This is a genomic window from Arthrobacter glycogeni (genome assembly GCF_054510815.1).
In genome coordinates this window covers 191,564-206,485 of the sequence record NZ_JBTNDV010000005.1, presented here as the reverse complement: position 1 = coordinate 206,485, position 14,922 = coordinate 191,564, and the positions used below count along the sequence as shown (strand labels likewise).

General features: G+C 65.7%; 14 protein-coding genes. 7 read left to right on the top strand and 7 right to left on the bottom strand.

The features are described from left to right. The first annotated feature begins 62 nt into the window (after positions 1-62). The 3 genes from ACX80G_RS07730 to ACX80G_RS07720 all read left to right on the top strand — a co-directional run bounded on the left by ACX80G_RS07730 (position 63) and on the right by ACX80G_RS07720 (position 5,713). Entirely contained in the window at positions 63-1,229 is a 1,167-nt protein-coding gene (locus ACX80G_RS07730) for an exonuclease SbcCD subunit D (RefSeq protein ID WP_459306971.1), read from the top strand. Continuing rightward, complete coding sequence (locus tag ACX80G_RS07725; RefSeq protein WP_459306969.1) at positions 1,226-4,363, top strand: AAA family ATPase; 3,138 nt, start codon at positions 1,226-1,228, stop codon at positions 4,361-4,363. Before ACX80G_RS07730 ends, ACX80G_RS07725 begins: the two co-directional genes overlap by 4 nt. Before the next feature lie 78 nt (positions 4,364-4,441). After that, complete coding sequence (locus ACX80G_RS07720) at positions 4,442-5,713, top strand: MFS transporter (protein ID WP_459306967.1); 1,272 nt, start codon at positions 4,442-4,444, stop codon at positions 5,711-5,713. A 15-nt stretch (positions 5,714-5,728) separates the two neighbouring features. Here the strand turns inward: ACX80G_RS07720 and ACX80G_RS07715 are convergent, their stop codons facing one another. Continuing rightward, entirely contained in the window at positions 5,729-6,460 is a 732-nt protein-coding gene (locus ACX80G_RS07715; RefSeq protein WP_459306965.1) for an IclR family transcriptional regulator, read from the bottom strand. Positions 6,461-6,639: 179 nt separating this feature from the next. Here ACX80G_RS07715 and ACX80G_RS07710 point away from each other — a divergent pair, with 179 nt between their 5' ends. Together ACX80G_RS07710 and ACX80G_RS07705 are read left to right on the top strand one after the other, a co-directional pair. Further along, positions 6,640-7,971 (top strand): MFS transporter, encoded by a 1,332-nt coding sequence (locus tag ACX80G_RS07710; RefSeq protein ID WP_459306963.1) that lies wholly within the window; start codon positions 6,640-6,642, stop codon positions 7,969-7,971. 92 nt (positions 7,972-8,063) lie between these two features. Beyond that, complete coding sequence (locus ACX80G_RS07705) at positions 8,064-8,948, top strand: DNA-formamidopyrimidine glycosylase family protein (RefSeq protein ID WP_459306961.1); 885 nt, start codon at positions 8,064-8,066, stop codon at positions 8,946-8,948. 17 nt (positions 8,949-8,965) lie between these two features. Here ACX80G_RS07705 and ACX80G_RS07700 read toward each other — a convergent pair whose 3' ends face one another. Further along, positions 8,966-9,379, bottom strand: a complete 414-nt coding sequence (locus ACX80G_RS07700) for a PGPGW domain-containing protein (protein ID WP_459306959.1) — start codon at positions 9,377-9,379, stop codon at positions 8,966-8,968. Positions 9,380-9,556: 177 nt separating this feature from the next. Between ACX80G_RS07700 and ACX80G_RS07695 the strand changes: the two genes are divergently transcribed. Beyond that, the gene (locus ACX80G_RS07695) at positions 9,557-9,712 is read left to right on the top strand and encodes a hypothetical protein (protein ID WP_459306957.1); all 156 of its coding nucleotides are present in this window, start codon (positions 9,557-9,559) and stop codon (positions 9,710-9,712) included. A 38-nt stretch (positions 9,713-9,750) separates the two neighbouring features. On the opposite strand, the gene ACX80G_RS07690 is transcribed toward ACX80G_RS07695, so the two are convergent. From ACX80G_RS07690 to ACX80G_RS07670, 5 genes are all read right to left on the bottom strand, one after another. Beyond that, the gene (locus ACX80G_RS07690) at positions 9,751-10,743 is read right to left on the bottom strand and encodes a serine/threonine-protein kinase (RefSeq protein WP_459306955.1); all 993 of its coding nucleotides are present in this window, start codon (positions 10,741-10,743) and stop codon (positions 9,751-9,753) included. Positions 10,744-10,872: 129 nt separating this feature from the next. Continuing rightward, positions 10,873-11,673 (bottom strand): alpha/beta fold hydrolase, encoded by an 801-nt coding sequence (locus ACX80G_RS07685; RefSeq protein WP_459306953.1) that lies wholly within the window; start codon positions 11,671-11,673, stop codon positions 10,873-10,875. Positions 11,674-11,697: 24 nt separating this feature from the next. Further along, positions 11,698-12,027, bottom strand: coding sequence for a biotin/lipoyl-containing protein (locus ACX80G_RS07680; RefSeq protein WP_459306952.1), 330 nt, complete (start codon positions 12,025-12,027; stop codon positions 11,698-11,700). Continuing rightward, positions 12,020-13,063, bottom strand: a complete 1,044-nt coding sequence (locus ACX80G_RS07675; protein WP_459306950.1) for an alpha-ketoacid dehydrogenase subunit beta — start codon at positions 13,061-13,063, stop codon at positions 12,020-12,022. Before ACX80G_RS07675 ends, ACX80G_RS07680 begins: the two co-directional genes overlap by 8 nt. Continuing rightward, a complete protein-coding gene (locus ACX80G_RS07670) occupies positions 13,056-14,087 on the bottom strand; it encodes a thiamine pyrophosphate-dependent enzyme (RefSeq protein ID WP_459306948.1) in 1,032 nt (343 codons plus the stop codon). Before ACX80G_RS07670 ends, ACX80G_RS07675 begins: the two co-directional genes overlap by 8 nt. A 298-nt stretch (positions 14,088-14,385) precedes the next feature. Here ACX80G_RS07670 and ACX80G_RS07665 point away from each other — a divergent pair, with 298 nt between their 5' ends. Then, on the top strand, positions 14,386-14,865 hold the full coding sequence (locus tag ACX80G_RS07665; RefSeq protein ID WP_459306946.1) for an Lrp/AsnC family transcriptional regulator: 480 nt from the start codon (positions 14,386-14,388) through the stop codon (positions 14,863-14,865). Positions 14,866-14,922: the final 57 nt, after the last annotated feature.

The window sequence follows — 14,922 nt, the reverse complement described above, 5'->3', positions numbered from 1 at the left end:
GAAAATCCGCACCGCCGAGGGTGCTGCCCAGGAATGTCAGTGGGGGCCGGTAGCTTGGAAACATGAGGCTACTGCACACATCCGATTGGCACCTGGGACGTTCGTTCCATGGTGCGGGTACCCTGCAGGCGCAGCGGATCTTCATCGATCAGCTCGAGAAGTCAGTCCGTGAACTTGAGGTTGACGTGGTGTTGATCGCCGGCGACGTCTACGACCGGGCACTGCCCGGCGTGGACGTCGTCGGGCTCTTCGATGAGGCCCTCGAACGCCTGACCGGCGCGGGCGCGCAGGTGGTCGTGTCCAGCGGAAACCACGATTCGGCCACCCGGCTGGGTTTTGGCGGACGCATCCTGGAACGCGGGGGAGTGCATTTGCGCACCCGCCTCGAGGACATCGGCCGGCCGGTCCTCTTTCCCCTTGACGACGACGGCGCTGAGCTCGCCGTGTATGGCTTGCCCTACCTCGAACCGCGCCTGGTAGCGGATGCGCTGGGCGCCGGCGCTCCCACGCATACTGCGGTCACCCGGGCGGCACTTGACCTGGTCCGCACCGATCTTGCCCATCGCCAGTCTGCAGGGACAGTCAGGTCTCTGGTCATGGCGCACACCTTTGCCAGCGGGGGAATCACCTCGGCAAGCGAACGTGACCTTAGTGTTGGCGGCGTCGGTGCCGTCCCGTTGGATCTGTTCGAGTCGTTCGACTACGCGGCGCTGGGCCACCTCCACGGCCAGCAGCGGCTCGCCCCCAACGTGCGGTACTCCGGCTCGCCCCTGCCCTATTCCTTCTCCGAAGCCAACCAGGCGAAGGGCGCCTGGTTGGTGGAGATCGGGCCGAAGGGTCTCGGCGAGGTGAGCGCGGTGGAATGGCCCGGATACCGTGAACTTGCCGTGTTGAGCGGGCAGCTCGACGAACTGCTCGCCGACCCACTGCACGAGTGGGCGGAAGACGCCTACTGCCACATCACGCTCGTCGACGCCGACCGGCCCGCCCAGGCGATGGAGCGGCTACGTAGCCGCTTCCCCGCCACCCTGGTGCTGGTTTTCGAACCGGAAGGCGATCGCCGGCAGCCCCCGCAGACCTACAGTCAGCGGATTGCCCGGGCCACCGATGATGTGGACGTCTGCTGTGGCTTCCTCGACCACGTGCGGTCCCGTTCAGCTAGCGAGAGTGAACGCGCGGTCATCACCACAACCCTCGAAGCGGTTCGCTCGGGTCAGGTCGAGCGGTGAGGATCCACCGCCTCGAGCTGCAGGCGTTCGGCCCCTTCGCCGACCGGCAGGAGGTGGACTTCGACCGGCTGGGCGCCCACGGGTTGTTTCTCCTGAACGGTCCCACCGGGGCCGGCAAGTCGAGTGTCCTTGACGCGATCTGCTACGCGCTGTACGGGTCTGTCCCGGGCGCCCGGCAGGCAGCGAAACGGCTCCGGAGTGACCACGCCCCAGAGTCGCTGGCTCCCGAGGTGAGCTGCGAGTTCAGCGTGGGCGGACGCCGCCTTGAAGTGATCCGCAATCCGCAGTGGAGCCGCCCGGCAAAACGGGGAAAAGGCACCACCGCCGAGCCGGCTCGCACCCTGTTGCGTGAACGGATCGACGGGGAATGGGTCCAGAAATCTGCGCGCAATGACGAAGCGGGGGCGGAGATCCAGGCCCTCCTCGGGATGGATCGGGAGCAGTTCACGCGAGTGGTGATGCTGCCGCAGGGAGAATTCGCGGCCTTTCTGCGCTCCGACGCAAAATCCCGCAGGGACCTGCTCCAGCGGCTCTTCTCCACCGACCGTTACGAACAGGTCGAGCAGGTGCTGGCCGACCGTGCCAAGGTGATCGGGGCGCTGGTAGCGGACGCTGAGGCAGGGCTAACCCACATCCGCCGGCGTGCGGTGGACGAGGTGGAACGCTACGCCCCGGCCGGTTCCGGCGACGCCGGTGCGGAGGATCCGAACGCGGAGGATTCCCGTGCTGGGCAGCCGGAGCCGGACTCCATCGTGGTGCTCCAGAAGCGTCTCTCGACAGTGCTGACGATCGCCGCCCGCACCTCACAGGAGAACGCGCTGGAGCAGACAGCATTTCGTGAGGCTTACGAGGACAGGTCCGCCGCGCACGCACGACGGGTGATGCTGGCGCGATTCCGGGACGCCGAACAGTCCCACGCAGCGCAGCGTGACGAGGCGGAAAACCTCCTGGCTCTCGTTGAACGGGAGGGGAAAGCTCGAATTCTGGAGGGTAGCCTGCGGGCCCTCGATCAGGCGGAGGAGACACTGCGCCAGGCTGGGGTCACCGCCACGGCGGCAACCGAGACGGTTGCGGGCTCCAGGGTGGCAGGATCGTTGCTGCCTGACCTCGATACCGGCACCCTGGTCGACGGTGCGGGTGCCACCCGCCGAGAGGTGGACGACACGATCGCCATCCTGGATACCGCCTGCACTGCTGCAACCTCAGATCTGGGGGCATTGCGTGCGGCACTCCCCGACGAGCAGCGACTGCAGGCCCTCGACAACAGGCTCGCCGAGTCTGTGGAGGAGCAGTCACGGATCGAGGCCGCCGTCGGCGAGTGCGCCGCGGCTCAGACCGCGGTCCGCGAGGAGACCGCCGCGGCCCGCGCGGAGTGCAGTGAGCTGGAGCGGCAGGTCAATGAGGAATCGGCTGTGGGGGACCGGGTAGCCGAAGGCAATCGGCTGCTGGCCACTATTGCGGCACTGAACACTGCGCGCACCCGAGTGGCGCGCGAGCAGGACATGTACACGGCGGCCGACCGGCGTTTTCTTGAACTCAAAGGACTCTGGCTGGACACCCTCAGGCAGCGGCTGGAGCAGGCGGCAGCCGAACTGGCGGCCAGTCTCGGGGAGGGCAGTGACTGCCCGGTGTGCGGCAGTCAATCCCATCCTCGGCCGGCGTCGGCTGGCGGGGCACGCCTGGTCACTCATGAACAGGAACAGGCTGCGCGTCAGGAGCAGGACCGCGCAGAACGGGAACTGGATGGTATCCGCCGGGTACGGGATGATGCAGCGCTGGACGTCGCGAGACTTGAAGCTCAGGGCGGTGACAGCGATGGCGCTGCGGTTCAGGCGCAGCTGGAGCGGGATACCGACCTGGTGAAGACGGCAGCGGCAGCACGGCGGGCTCTGGAGCGCACCACGATCCGCCTGGGTGAGCTGGCCGTGCTCGAGGAGGAACGCACAGTCACGCAGCAGTGGTTGGTGACTTCCCTGGCTGAGCTGCGATCCTCGGCGGCCGGTCTGCAGGAACAACGCGGGGAATTGCTGGAGCGTCTCACCGCGCTCCGCGGCGGGTATGCGACTTTGGCCGCCCGTATTGCTGAGTTGGCGTCAGCGCACCAGGCGATGGCCGGGTGCCGTGACGCCATCCAGGGTCTGGTACGTGCTGGTGAGAATCACCGCCGGGCGTCATCCACCCTCACCGAGGCGCTGGCCGGCTCAGTCTTTGCGGACTCCGACGACGTGCGGGACTCCCTGCTGCCGCTCGCTGACGTGCAGCGAGCCGAGCTATTTCTTGCCGCCTATCAGCGGGCCGGGCACCGGCTCGAAGCGGAACGGGAGCTCCCGGAGATCGCGGGGGCGCTCAAGGATGAGGTGGCCGGCCTGCCTGTGGTGACGCGTGAGGTGGTCGACGCGGCGGCGGCCGCCGAGCAGGACTCCGCAGCGCGAGCGGCCGCGAGCCTCCTGTCGCTCAGGATGATCCAGGAGTCAGCGCTTCAGCTGGACCGCTATGCCGGTGAGCTGGACGCGCAGGAGCAGGTGGTGGTGCCGCTGCGCCGCGAGCACCACTTGGTGAGATCGCTGGCTGACACCGCGATGGGTGGTGGGGACAACACCTACAAGATGAGTCTGGGCACCTATGTGCTGGCTGCGCGCCTGGAGCAGGTAGCCGATGCGGCCACCGAACGCCTGCTGGCCATGTCCGATGGACGCTACGCGTTGGTCCACAGCGATGCGTTGTCGGGCAACAAGAAATCGGGGCTTGGCCTGAACGTGATCGATGGGTGGACCGGAAATCGACGCGACACGGCCACCCTCTCCGGCGGTGAGTCCTTCATGGCTGCTCTGGCGCTCGCTCTCGGCCTGGCCGACGTCGTCCAGGCCGAGTCCGGCGGGATTGAGATTGAGACCCTGTTCGTCGACGAGGGGTTCGGCAGCCTCGATGACCAGTCGCTGGAACAGGTGATGGACGCGTTGGAGGGCCTCCGGGATGGCGGGCGGATGGTGGGGCTTGTCAGCCATGTTGCCGAGTTGAAGCAGCGAATCGGCGCCCAACTGCAGGTCGTGAAGGGACGGAACGGGTCTACCCTGCGCATTGTTGACCAGCTGCCGGGCGAGGTGCATCCGGCGGGCTGGTTACAGACAGTGTAAATTGGGGTGCGTCACAGGGTTGGGCGCATCGGGAGGGGGGACGATGCGCGAATAGTTGTATCCGGAAAGACCAACACCATGACCACTAGTACAGCAACCGGCAGTCGGTTGGGGCGCTACGGCCGCCTCCCCGCACTGGCCGGATCTTCTTTCCTCACCATCGGTTTCTTCGCCCGGCTGCCGCTGGCCATGCTGACCGTGGGCGCCCTCACCCTGGTCACGGCAGCCAGCGGATCCGTGGCCACCGGCGGGTTCGCCGCCGGAGCTGTCGGGGTGGGATCGGCCCTCGGCGCTCCCATCCTTGGCTATCTCGCCGACCGCACCGGCCAACGACCGGTGCTGCTCATCGCGGCGGTGCTCAACACGGTCGCCATCGCCCTGGTCATTGGCGCCAGCTACGTCGTTCCCGACTTCTCATCGTCTTCGACCGCAGTGATTCTAGCAGCGGCGTTCGGTATGGGGCTGACCTGCCCGCAGATCGGACCGCTCGCCCGGGTGCGCTGGATTGCACTGACCCGCGGCACCCAGCCGGGGGATCTGGACATTGCACTGTCCTATGAGAGCACAGCCGACGAACTGACCTTCGTGTTGGGCCCGGCACTGGTGGGTCTGCTGGCGAGCCTGATCACACCCTGGCTCCCGTTGGCGCTCGCAGCCATACTCACCATCGCCATGGTGAGTGCCTTCGCGGTTCACAGCACGGTCCAGACAGTGGTGCCGCTGCGCCGCCAGCCGCACCCGGCGCCCCATGGCACGCCGCCCCGGCAGCGTCAGCCCGGTAGCCGTAAATTCTGGCTGTTGGTCCCGCTACCCGTGTTCGGCATGCTTGCCATAGGTACCTTCTTTGGGTCAACGCAGACGGCTCTCATCGCCTTCGCCGGCGAATTTGGCGCAGCAACAACGGCTGGCCTGCTCTACGCGATGATGGGGCTGAGCTCCGCCGCTGCTGCCCTGTCCGTGGCGTACTGGCCGACGCTATTCTCGGCATCCTGGCGGTGGATCATCTCGGCCGGTGGGATGACCCTGCTGGGCCTGCTTCTGTTCCTCCCGCAGGAGGTGCCCCTGATGCTGCTTGTGCTGTTCGTCCTCGGGATCCCCGTCGGCCCCACCATGGTCACCATCTTCAGTATCGGCTCGATGGTCGCGCCGAAGGAGCTGATGGGAACAGTCATGACGTTGCTGGCCAGCGGAATTGTCGCGGGGACGGCGATCGGCGCGTCAGTCGCCGGAAAGCTGGCCGAGGCCAACGGGTTCAGCACCGCCTTCGTGGTGCCGGTGACCGCTGCCGGCGTGCTCCTGGTGCTGGGGTTTGTTTCGCTGGCAGTTCCGCGACAGGATTCAGCCAGCTGACGGCGCCAGCAGTGGTTAGCGGAGCTGGTGCTCGATGGTCCGCGCGCACCCAATGAGCTGCGCGCCGAGCTCAGCGGGGGTGTGCTGGCTGCGGATGTAGACCAGCGCCACAGCCGCGGGGAGCTGTCCGGGAATCCTGACCGGCACCGCAACTGAGGACACGCCGTCGATCACCTCGTCGCGGCTGACCGCGTACCCGGTCCGCTGGGCAGTCCGGGCGTCGTCCCGGTAGTGCTGTCCCGGGGCAAAGCGTTCCCAGTCCTGCTCGGTGAGCGCTGACTGAATGGCAATTCCCGGCGCCCCGGCATTCACTGAATGGCGACTGCCGGGCCGCTGCGCCACGGTAGCCCCGGTGTGCCGTGGCTCCACCGCCACCAATGTGACGCAGTCGTGCTGGTTCAGAACCACCACGAAGGCTGTCATGCTCAGGGTGTTGGCGAGCAGGGTGAGTTCGGGGAGGGCTGCAGACTGCAAGTCACTCGACACGCCGCGGGCCAGCGCAGCGAGGCCTGGACCCGCCTGCACCCGCCCCGCGGTGTCCCGAACCACCAGCGAGTGATCCTCAAGAGTCCGCAGGATGCGGTAGGCAATGGAACGGTGAACCCCGAGGAGCGCTGCCAACTCGGCGATCGACAGCGGGGCGCTCGCCTCAGCCAGAATTTCCAGTGCACGGATCCCCCGGGACAGGGTCTGCGAGTGAGCCGAGGGCGTAGCCGGGATGCGGCTGTGCGCAGACTCCATAGTCATTCCCCTTGCTGTCTGGTGGGCACCTGCGTCACACGTCGTCCGCAGGATTCGTTCAACTATAGAACAAACGGGACGATGGGTGCTGACCACGGGCATGTTCAGTTCATGGGGTGTATGATCGGCGTCACAATTACCGAACGTTCTGTCAGTAAATAGCCGTCCCATTTTTGGAGTACACAATGACGTCTTCTTCAACCAGTGTTGGCAAGCCCAGCCAGCGCGTCACCCGCGAGGAACGCAAGGTGCTGGCAGGCACCCTGGTCGGCACCACCATCGAGTGGTACGACTTCTTCATTTTCGCTCAGCTCACCGCAACAGTCCTGGCCGGGCTCTTCCTGACCCCCCTCTCAGACTCAAACCCCGGCCTGGCGCAGATCCTGTCCTTCGCCCTGATCGGCATCAGCTTCCTGTTCCGCCCGTTGGGAGCCATTGTCGCCGGCCACCTCGGCGACCGGATCGGACGCAAGGCCGTCCTGGTGATGACCCTCGTCCTGATGGGCGGCGCAACGGCGTTGATCGGTCTCCTACCCACCTATGCACAAATCGGCATCTGGGCGCCGGTCCTGCTGATCCTGTTCCGCATCATCCAGGGCTTCTCCGCCGGCGGCGAATGGGGCGGTGCCGCGTTGATGGCTGTCGAACATGCGCCAGTGCACAAGCGCGGCCTCTTCGGAGCTTTCCCCCAGATTGGCGTGCCTGTAGGCATGATTCTGGCGACCAGCCTGCTCCTGCTGCTGCGGACCGTCCTCACCGAAGACGAATTCCTGGCCTGGGGCTGGAGAATCCCGTTCCTGCTCTCGGTGGTACTGATCGTGGTGGGATACCTGATCCGTCGGTCGGTCGCAGAGAGCCCCGTCTTCAAGGAAATGGCGCAACGTAAGGCCGAGAGCAAGGCGCCCCTCCGCGAACTGTTCAGGAACCACACCAAAGAGGTCTTCCTGTCGGCGGCCATCTTCATCGGCAACAATGCGGCCGGGTATCTCCTGATCGCGTTCTTCATCTCCTATGCCACCGGGCGCCTCGAACTGCCCATCCAGCAGGTCCTCCTCGCGACGGTCCTCGCTTCCTTCGGCTGGCTGATCTTCACAATGGTCGGGGGCTGGCTGTCGGACAAGATTGGCCGGGTCCGCACCTTCCAGCTCGGCTATGCGCTGGTGTTCCTCTGGATGCTGCCGATGTTCATCATGATCGACAGCGGCGACATCGTCCTCTACGGGATCGCCCTGTTCATCCTGACCATCGGGCTGGGCCTGTCCTACGGGCCGATGTCCGCCACGTACGCCGAGATGTTCCCGGCGCAGGTCCGGTACTCGGGCATCAGCATCGGGTACGCCCTCGGCGCGATCCTCGGCGGCGCGTTCGCTGCAACAGTGGCACAGGCGCTCCTTGAGGCGTATGAGTGGTCCGGTTCAGTGGCGATCTACATCATGGTGCTGTGCGTGATTTCCTTCATCGGCGTCAGCCTGGTCAAGGAAACCAAGGGCGCGCCGCTCGGCGTGTCACACCACTAACACTCGCGCTGACCACACCGGGGCCGACAGCGGCGGAAAGTTCCACGCTGCTGTCGGCCTCCGTCGTCGGGCGGCGGTGTTAACCTTGGTCCATGCCAGAGATGCCGGAGGTGCAGGGACTCGTCGATTTCCTCAGTCGGAAGCTCCTCCCAGCTGAGGGCCCGCCCGCCGTCGTCGCCGGTCTTGAAGTGGCGTCTTTTTCCGTGCTGAAGACCGCTCAGTTTCCCGTGCAGGCACTCGCCGGGCTGGCGGTGGAATCGGTAAACCGACGCGGCAAGTTCCTGATGCTGGAGATCGGCGGCCTGTTTCTGGTGATGCATCTGGCCCGTGCTGGCTGGCTCAGGTGGTCGGATAGCCTCAGCACCGCGGCGTTGAAACCGGGGAAAGGGCCGATTGCCCTGCGCGTGAGGTTCGCCGATCAGGGGTCAGGTGGTGAGCCAGGCTTTGACCTGACGGAGGCGGGCACCAGAAAGTCGCTCGCAGCCTATCTGGTGGAGCACCCTGAGGAAGTTCCGGGGATTGCCCGGCTGGGACCGGATGCCCTCGAGCTGGATCGCGACTCGTTCACCGAGTTGCTGCATTCGCATGGTGGGCAGCTCAAGGGGCTGCTGCGGGACCAGTCAAAGTTGGCGGGGATCGGGAACGCTTATAGCGACGAAATCCTCCATGCAGCGCGGCTGTCACCATTCGCGCTCGCCAACAAACTCGACGACGACGCCATCGGCACCCTGCATGCCACAATGCACCAACTGCTGAGGACCGCGATTGACGCGGCTGCGGGGCGGCCCGCCAAGGAACTCAAGGACACCAAGCGGGAGGCCCTGCGGGTGCACGCCCGTACCGGTCAGGCGTGCCCCGTGTGCGGTGACACAGTACGTGAAGTCTCCTTCGCCGATTCCTCGCTGCAGTACTGTCCCACCTGCCAGACCGGCGGAAAGCCGCTTGCAGACCGCCGGACCTCGAAGTTTCTTAAGTAGGCATAGCTTCGCGGTGGTTAGCGCGCGGGTCGTGCGCGCCGGAAGCGCCGGTAGCTGTAGACGATGAGGGAGATAGCGATCACGCCGGACCCGATCATGGTCCCCCCGGTAACCCAGCCACCCGGCAGCCACCACCGGTCTTCCAGGGGCCACCAACCGGGAACGGGCGGCTGCAACCCCCACAGCACGCCGATGGCCATGATGATCACGGCGCCGAGGAGGCTGAACGCGATGCGGGGCCAGGTCTGGACGCCTAGGGCAGCCGCCTGCAGTGCGCGAGCCTTCACCGGATGCAGCAGGCGGTCCGCCCACGCGTACCTAAGGGACAGCACCGCCAGGCCCGCGGCCAGCATCAAGAGGCCGGGGCCGGGTAGGACCAGTGCCGCGACGCCGAGTATCACGAGGGTCCACCCGCCCACTTCAATGGCCACTCGCCGTATCCACGGGTGAACACGATCAGACTTCATCATTGGATCAGCTTCCCATATCCAGCCGGCCGGTCGTGTCGCCGCCTCCACCTCGAAGCCACGGGGTGACGTCGTTTTTGGGCCTGGTCGGCTGACTCATAGGATTGCAGGACGAGATGACCAGCAACCAGGAGGACCGCCATGACTGAGCAGCCGAACCGCGAAGATATCAACGCCGACGAGAAGTCCAAGGGCCCCGACGGTACCATCCCGGAGTCCGAAGACGGAGTAGGGGCGGGCGTCACCAGGGAACCGACCAGTTTTGAGCCCGAGGAAGACGCGGACGAGGACAAGTAGGGAAGCAGCTGGGGCGGTCCGCTCAGCCCGGCGTCGGCCTAGCCCAGGGTCGGGGCGTGAGTTGGCGGCGCAGGAATGTAGACGCTGCCGGTGGTCACCCCGCCGGTGACAATCCCACTCGTGACAATCCCGCCGGTGACAAGCTCTGAAGGGTCATGGAATCCGTCGGCGGGGAGAACCTGACCGCTGCCCAGACCGTTGACACCGTCGTCGGCGGTGAATTCCCGCAGGACGAGCGCCACCTCATGCGCGTCGGGGCGCCCCTCGGGACTGCGCGCGGTCATGCTGGTCAACAACGGCACCCACAACGGCCCCAACGATTCCGGGACTTCGGGATCCCTCAGCAGCCGGGCAACAGCCGCCTCGACCACTGCGCCGGGGAATGCCTTTTCGCCCGTGAGGCACTCAAGTAAGACCAAACCAAGAGAGTAGATGTCCGACTTGTAGTCGACAGGAATGCCGTGTGCCTGCTCCGGGCTGAGGTAGTTGGCGGTGCCGATGGTGGCACCGGTCGCTGTGGCTGTCGTGGCGTCGATCACCCTGGCAATGCCAAAGTCGGTCAGCTTGGAGTATAGGCGGGTGTCCTGCTCGCCCGCCCGGAACAACAGGACGTTCGCTGGTTTGACGTCCCGGTGGATGACGCCCTGGGAGTGTACGTAGGCCAGCGCGTCGGCCAGATCGGCGCCGAGTTGGGCCACCTCGAAGGGTTCCAGCCGTTCGGTCTTCAGTAGTTTCCGCAGGTCCCGGCCATCAACAAGTTCCATCACCAAAAAACTGGTGGTCAGCCCCGATCCGTCCTCGTGCAGTCCAGCGTCATGCAGGGTGACGAGCCCGGGATGATTGAGCGTGGCCAACAGCATGGTTTCGGTGTGCTGACGGCGGTAATCGTCGTCGTCGGACGTGCTGGGATTGAACACCTTAACCGCCACATCGCGGCCCAGATTCTGATCGGTCGCGCGGTACACAGCTGCTGCGCCACCCGTGCCAAGGAGCTCAGCGGTTTGATACCGCTGAGCCAGAAGTTCGTTCACGGGGTCCTCACGGTGCGGATGATATGCCAGGGATCAGCTCATAGTGCTAAGTCCGCTGACTATGCCACGGTATCGTACTTTGGCGTGGCGGATGACGCGCCGCACGCAACCCGCAGAAAAGCGTGCGGGTTACCCGTTGATGAAGTCCAGGGCCGCTGTCTTGAAGGCCCTCGACGTCACCGCGTTGGTGTGGGTACGGCCCGGGAGCCAGAGAATCTCGGCGTGTTTGCTGAGGGCCGCCAGTTCGGGCATCGTGGATGCCCGGTCGTCCCTCTCTCCTGCCACCAGCAGCAGCGGCATCCGTGGTACCGCCTCGGCCGGGTTGAACGGTTCACCCTTGATGGCCTCCACCATGGTGAGCAACGCAAAGATGTCGTGGGAGGGCACCAGGCGGGCCATCCGCAGCAGGTCGGCAGTGGAAGCGTCATCGATCGGGGTGCCATCGGTCAGGTAGCGCTGGGCCGCCTCAAGGTCGAAGTCGGCCAGCGGGTCCTCGGATCCCGGCCCGCCCAGGACCATACGGTGCACCAGATCGTGTTGGGTGGCGCCAAACTCCCACGCGATCCTCGACCCGAGCGAATACCCGATAATGTCCACGCCGCTCGCGGCCTTCGAGTCATCGAGGGGGATCACCTGCGCGTCCTGCAACACCTGCAGGAGGTCCGCGCGGATCCGGCTCGGCGCGTAGGCGTCCCGTTCCTCGGGGGACGCGCTCTTGCCGTGCCCGGGCAGATCTACGGTGATGACCCGGCGCCCGGCGTCGGTCAGGGCCCTGACCCAGCCAGAATCGTGCCAGTTCAGCTTGGCCGACGACGCGAAGCCGTGCAGCAGCAGCACCGGGCGGGAGCTGGACTCCGGCCCTGGGCTGTGCTCCTCGACGAACAGGTGAGGGTCGATGCCCTCGACGAGGTGGTCCCGGTGTCGTCCCATGTCGATCTCCTCAGGTTGGATGGATCAGTCGTCGTCGGACACGGGGCTCAGGCGCACCCGCCGCTTGGGCGCATGCTCCTGCGGGACCGTTCCGACAATGCCGGCCGTGTTGTCGGGGACCTCAAACACGATGAGCGGTTGCCCCACTGTGACGACGTCGCCCGGCTCACCATGAACTCTAACCACAATTCCGGCCTGGGGTGACGGCAGCTCGACAGCGGACTTGGTGGTTTCCACCTCGACCAGCGGCTGGTTGCGTTCAACAGTGTCGCCGACGGCGACCAGCCATTCGAGGACTGTGGCCTCGATCAAGCCCTCGCCGAGGTCAGGGAGTGGAAAGGACAGTTCAGCCACGGCGGTGCTCCAATACTCGTTGAATGCCAAACAGGATTCTGTCGATGTTCGGCAGATACTCGTCCTCCAGATTGCCCGAGGGGTAGGGGACATCGAATCCTGTCACCCGTTCCACCGGTGCTCTCAGCACATTGAAGCACTGCTCGGTGATGAGCGCAGCAATTTCCGCTCCCAGCCCGCTGGTGCGTGGTGCTTCATGGACGACGACGGCGCGGCGCGTCTTGGTCACGGAGGCGGCCAGGGCGGCGGCATCGATGGGCTTCAGCCAGCGCAGGTCGACGACTTCGACGTCGATCCCGTCTTCGGCGGCCAGCTCGGCGACCTGCAGGCAACGCGCCACCATGGCTCCCCAGGCGATCAACGTGACATGTCGTCCGCTGCGGGCAACGTGAGCGCCATCGAGGGTGCCGCCGTCGGCAGTGTTGACGTCGCCCTTCTGCCAGTATCGGGCCTTCGGTTCCATGAAGATCACCGGGTCGGGGCGCCGCGCGGCGTGTTTGAGCAGGTGATACGCCTGATGCGGGGTGGACGGTGAGACCACTTTCAGGCCCGGCACGTGCGCGAAGAGGCTCTCAAGGCTTTCGCCGTGGTGCTCGGGCGCGCGGATCCCGCCGAAGCTGGGCACCCGCAGGGTGATGGGCATCGGGAGCGCGCCGCGGCTGCGGTAGTTCATCCGGCCGATCTGACAGACAATCTGGTTGACGGCCGGGTAGGCGAAACCGTCGAACTGCACCTCGGGGATGGGGTGGAAACCGGCCATTGCGAGGCCCACCGACATGCCCAGAATGCCCGACTCGGCCAGCGGGGTGTCAAAGACCCGGTCGGTGCCGAAGCGTTCCTGCAGCCCGTCGGTAACCCTGAAGACGCCGCCCAGACGGCCGACATCTTCGCCGAAGATCAGGGTCTTTGAATTTTCAGCTAGCGATTCAGCCAGGGCCCGGTTCAGGGCCTGCTGCATGGAGAGGTGTTCCAGGTGGGATCCGGGTTGGCCCGTTGCTTCAGCTGCGGCCTCAGCTGTTGCCGTCTGCTCAGACATGCTCTGATTCCTCTCTCCAAGCCTTCTCCTGCTGGTGCAGGGTGGGGGTGTTTTCCTGAAACACGTAGGTGAACATGTCGGAACCCGGCCGCGGGCCGAGAGACTCAACGCCCTCGCGCACGCGTTCGCTTTCTGCTTCCGCGTCGGCCAGAACCCTGTCGAAGTAGTCGGCGCCCGTGCCGTAGGCGGTGCGCAGCAGCTCTGCGCAGCGCTGGACCGGATTGAGGCTGCGGGCTGCCTGTTCGTCGGCGAGGGAGCGGTAGCGGCCGGGGTCGTCGCTGGTGGAGTGCGGGCCGAGGCGATACGTGATGGCTTCGATCAGCATGGGCCCGTTCCCGGCCCGGCAGTGCCCGATGGCCTGGCGGGTCGCGGCCAGGACGGCGACGACGTTGTTCCCGTCAACGGTGAGCGACGGCATCCCGTACCCGGCAGCACGGGCCGCCACCGCGCCGCCGGCAACCTGCGCCGAGGTGGGAACGGAGATGGCCCAGCCGTTGTTCTGCACGAAGAACACCACCGGAGCCTTCATGACTGCGGCAAAGTTCATCGCCTCGTGGACGTCGCCCTGGGAGCTGGCGCCGTCGCCGAAGTAGGCGAGAGCCACCCCGCTGCCGGTCCCGGGTTCGCGCTCCTGTTGGGCGAGGGTCTGGCCGTGGGCCCAGCCGACGGCGTGGAGGACCGAGCCGGCCACCACAGCCTGGATGGGGGCAAGGCGGGTGGTGGCGGAATCGTAGAGGCCGCCGTGCCAGGTGGCCTTATGGGTGGCCATGTACTGCACCATGTCGACGTTCATGGCCCGGGCGACACCCATTTCCCGGTAGGTGGGGAAGACGAAGTCCCTGGTGGTATCCACTGCGTAACCGCTGCCCACCTGGGCGGCTTCCTGGCCCAGCAGGGGAGCGTACCCGGGGATGATGCCCTGCCGCTGCCAGCGGACTGCGGCGATATCCAACTGACGCACTGCCACCAGGAGCCGGTGCAGGGTCTTCAGTTCCTCCTCGGGAGGGATGGGCGTCGGGTTCATTGCCGTCCTTTATGATCGAAGTCACTGTGCTGCAGCGACGCTACGGCCAAATTAGGGGCTCTGCAATCTGTTCTGCTTTAGCTGCGCACTATGTACCGAAATGCCGAGTCTTATGGTCGATCACTGGACAGAGTGTTCGGTAAGCTGGGGAAAGGACGACACAAAAAAAGCGACAGGAGCACGTGCGCCGTCGAACCCACCCCTGCCGCGTGGTCAATAGACCAACGATTGTGACAGTAGTCACTATTGCGCCAAGACACAACCGCGGCGCGCCTGTCCCCGACCCGAAAGGTCACACATGGCTATCGATCCCCTCGACTCCCGGATTGCGGAACTCTTCACGGATGATCCCCGGATGAGTGTGCTTGAGGCGTCACGGCGGCTAGCGGTAGCCCGCGCGACAGTCCAGGCGCGGCTGGATCGGATGCAACGCGATGGCGTGATTGCCGGCTGGGGTCCGCGGATCGAGCCGCGCAGCCTGGGCTACCCGGTAGTCGCCTACTGCTCGCTAACCATCAACCAGGACTCGGGGCACGACGCCGTCGCCGTCGCGCTGGCCGAGATTCCGGAGATCCAGGAGGTGCACACCGTCTCGGGGGAGAGCGACCTGATCGCCAAGGTTGCGGCCCGGTCCAACCCGGACCTGCAACGGGTCATCGACGCGATCATCGCTACCCGGACGGTGGTGCGCTCGTCGACCGTGATTGTGCTCAACACCCACTTCGAGGGGCGGACCCTCCCCCTGATGCGCGCCGCCGCCGAGCACCCCACCAGATAAGAGGGTGAAGTTGGAGAAGTGGCGGACTCCGACTAGAATCACTTAGAGTCACAATGA

Bases quoted from the DNA above. Each gene is read 5' to 3' on its own strand.
- ACX80G_RS07665 (WP_459306946.1), top strand. From the start codon at position 14,386: ATGGCTATCGATCCCCTCGACTCCCGGATTGCGGAACTCTTCACGGAT.
- ACX80G_RS07695 (WP_459306957.1), top strand. From the start codon at position 9,557: ATGACTGAGCAGCCGAACCGCGAAGATATCAACGCCGACGAGAAGTCC.
- ACX80G_RS07720 (WP_459306967.1), top strand. From the start codon at position 4,442: ATGACCACTAGTACAGCAACCGGCAGTCGGTTGGGGCGCTACGGCCGC.
- ACX80G_RS07730 (WP_459306971.1), top strand. From the start codon at position 63: ATGAGGCTACTGCACACATCCGATTGGCACCTGGGACGTTCGTTCCAT.
- ACX80G_RS07675 (WP_459306950.1), bottom strand. From the start codon at position 13,063: ATGTCTGAGCAGACGGCAACAGCTGAGGCCGCAGCTGAAGCAACGGGC.
- ACX80G_RS07670 (WP_459306948.1), bottom strand. From the start codon at position 14,087: ATGAACCCGACGCCCATCCCTCCCGAGGAGGAACTGAAGACCCTGCAC.
- ACX80G_RS07715 (WP_459306965.1), bottom strand. From the start codon at position 6,460: ATGACTATGGAGTCTGCGCACAGCCGCATCCCGGCTACGCCCTCGGCT.
- ACX80G_RS07685 (WP_459306953.1), bottom strand. From the start codon at position 11,673: ATGGGACGACACCGGGACCACCTCGTCGAGGGCATCGACCCTCACCTG.
- ACX80G_RS07705 (WP_459306961.1), top strand. From the start codon at position 8,064: ATGCCAGAGATGCCGGAGGTGCAGGGACTCGTCGATTTCCTCAGTCGG.
- ACX80G_RS07710 (WP_459306963.1), top strand. From the start codon at position 6,640: ATGACGTCTTCTTCAACCAGTGTTGGCAAGCCCAGCCAGCGCGTCACC.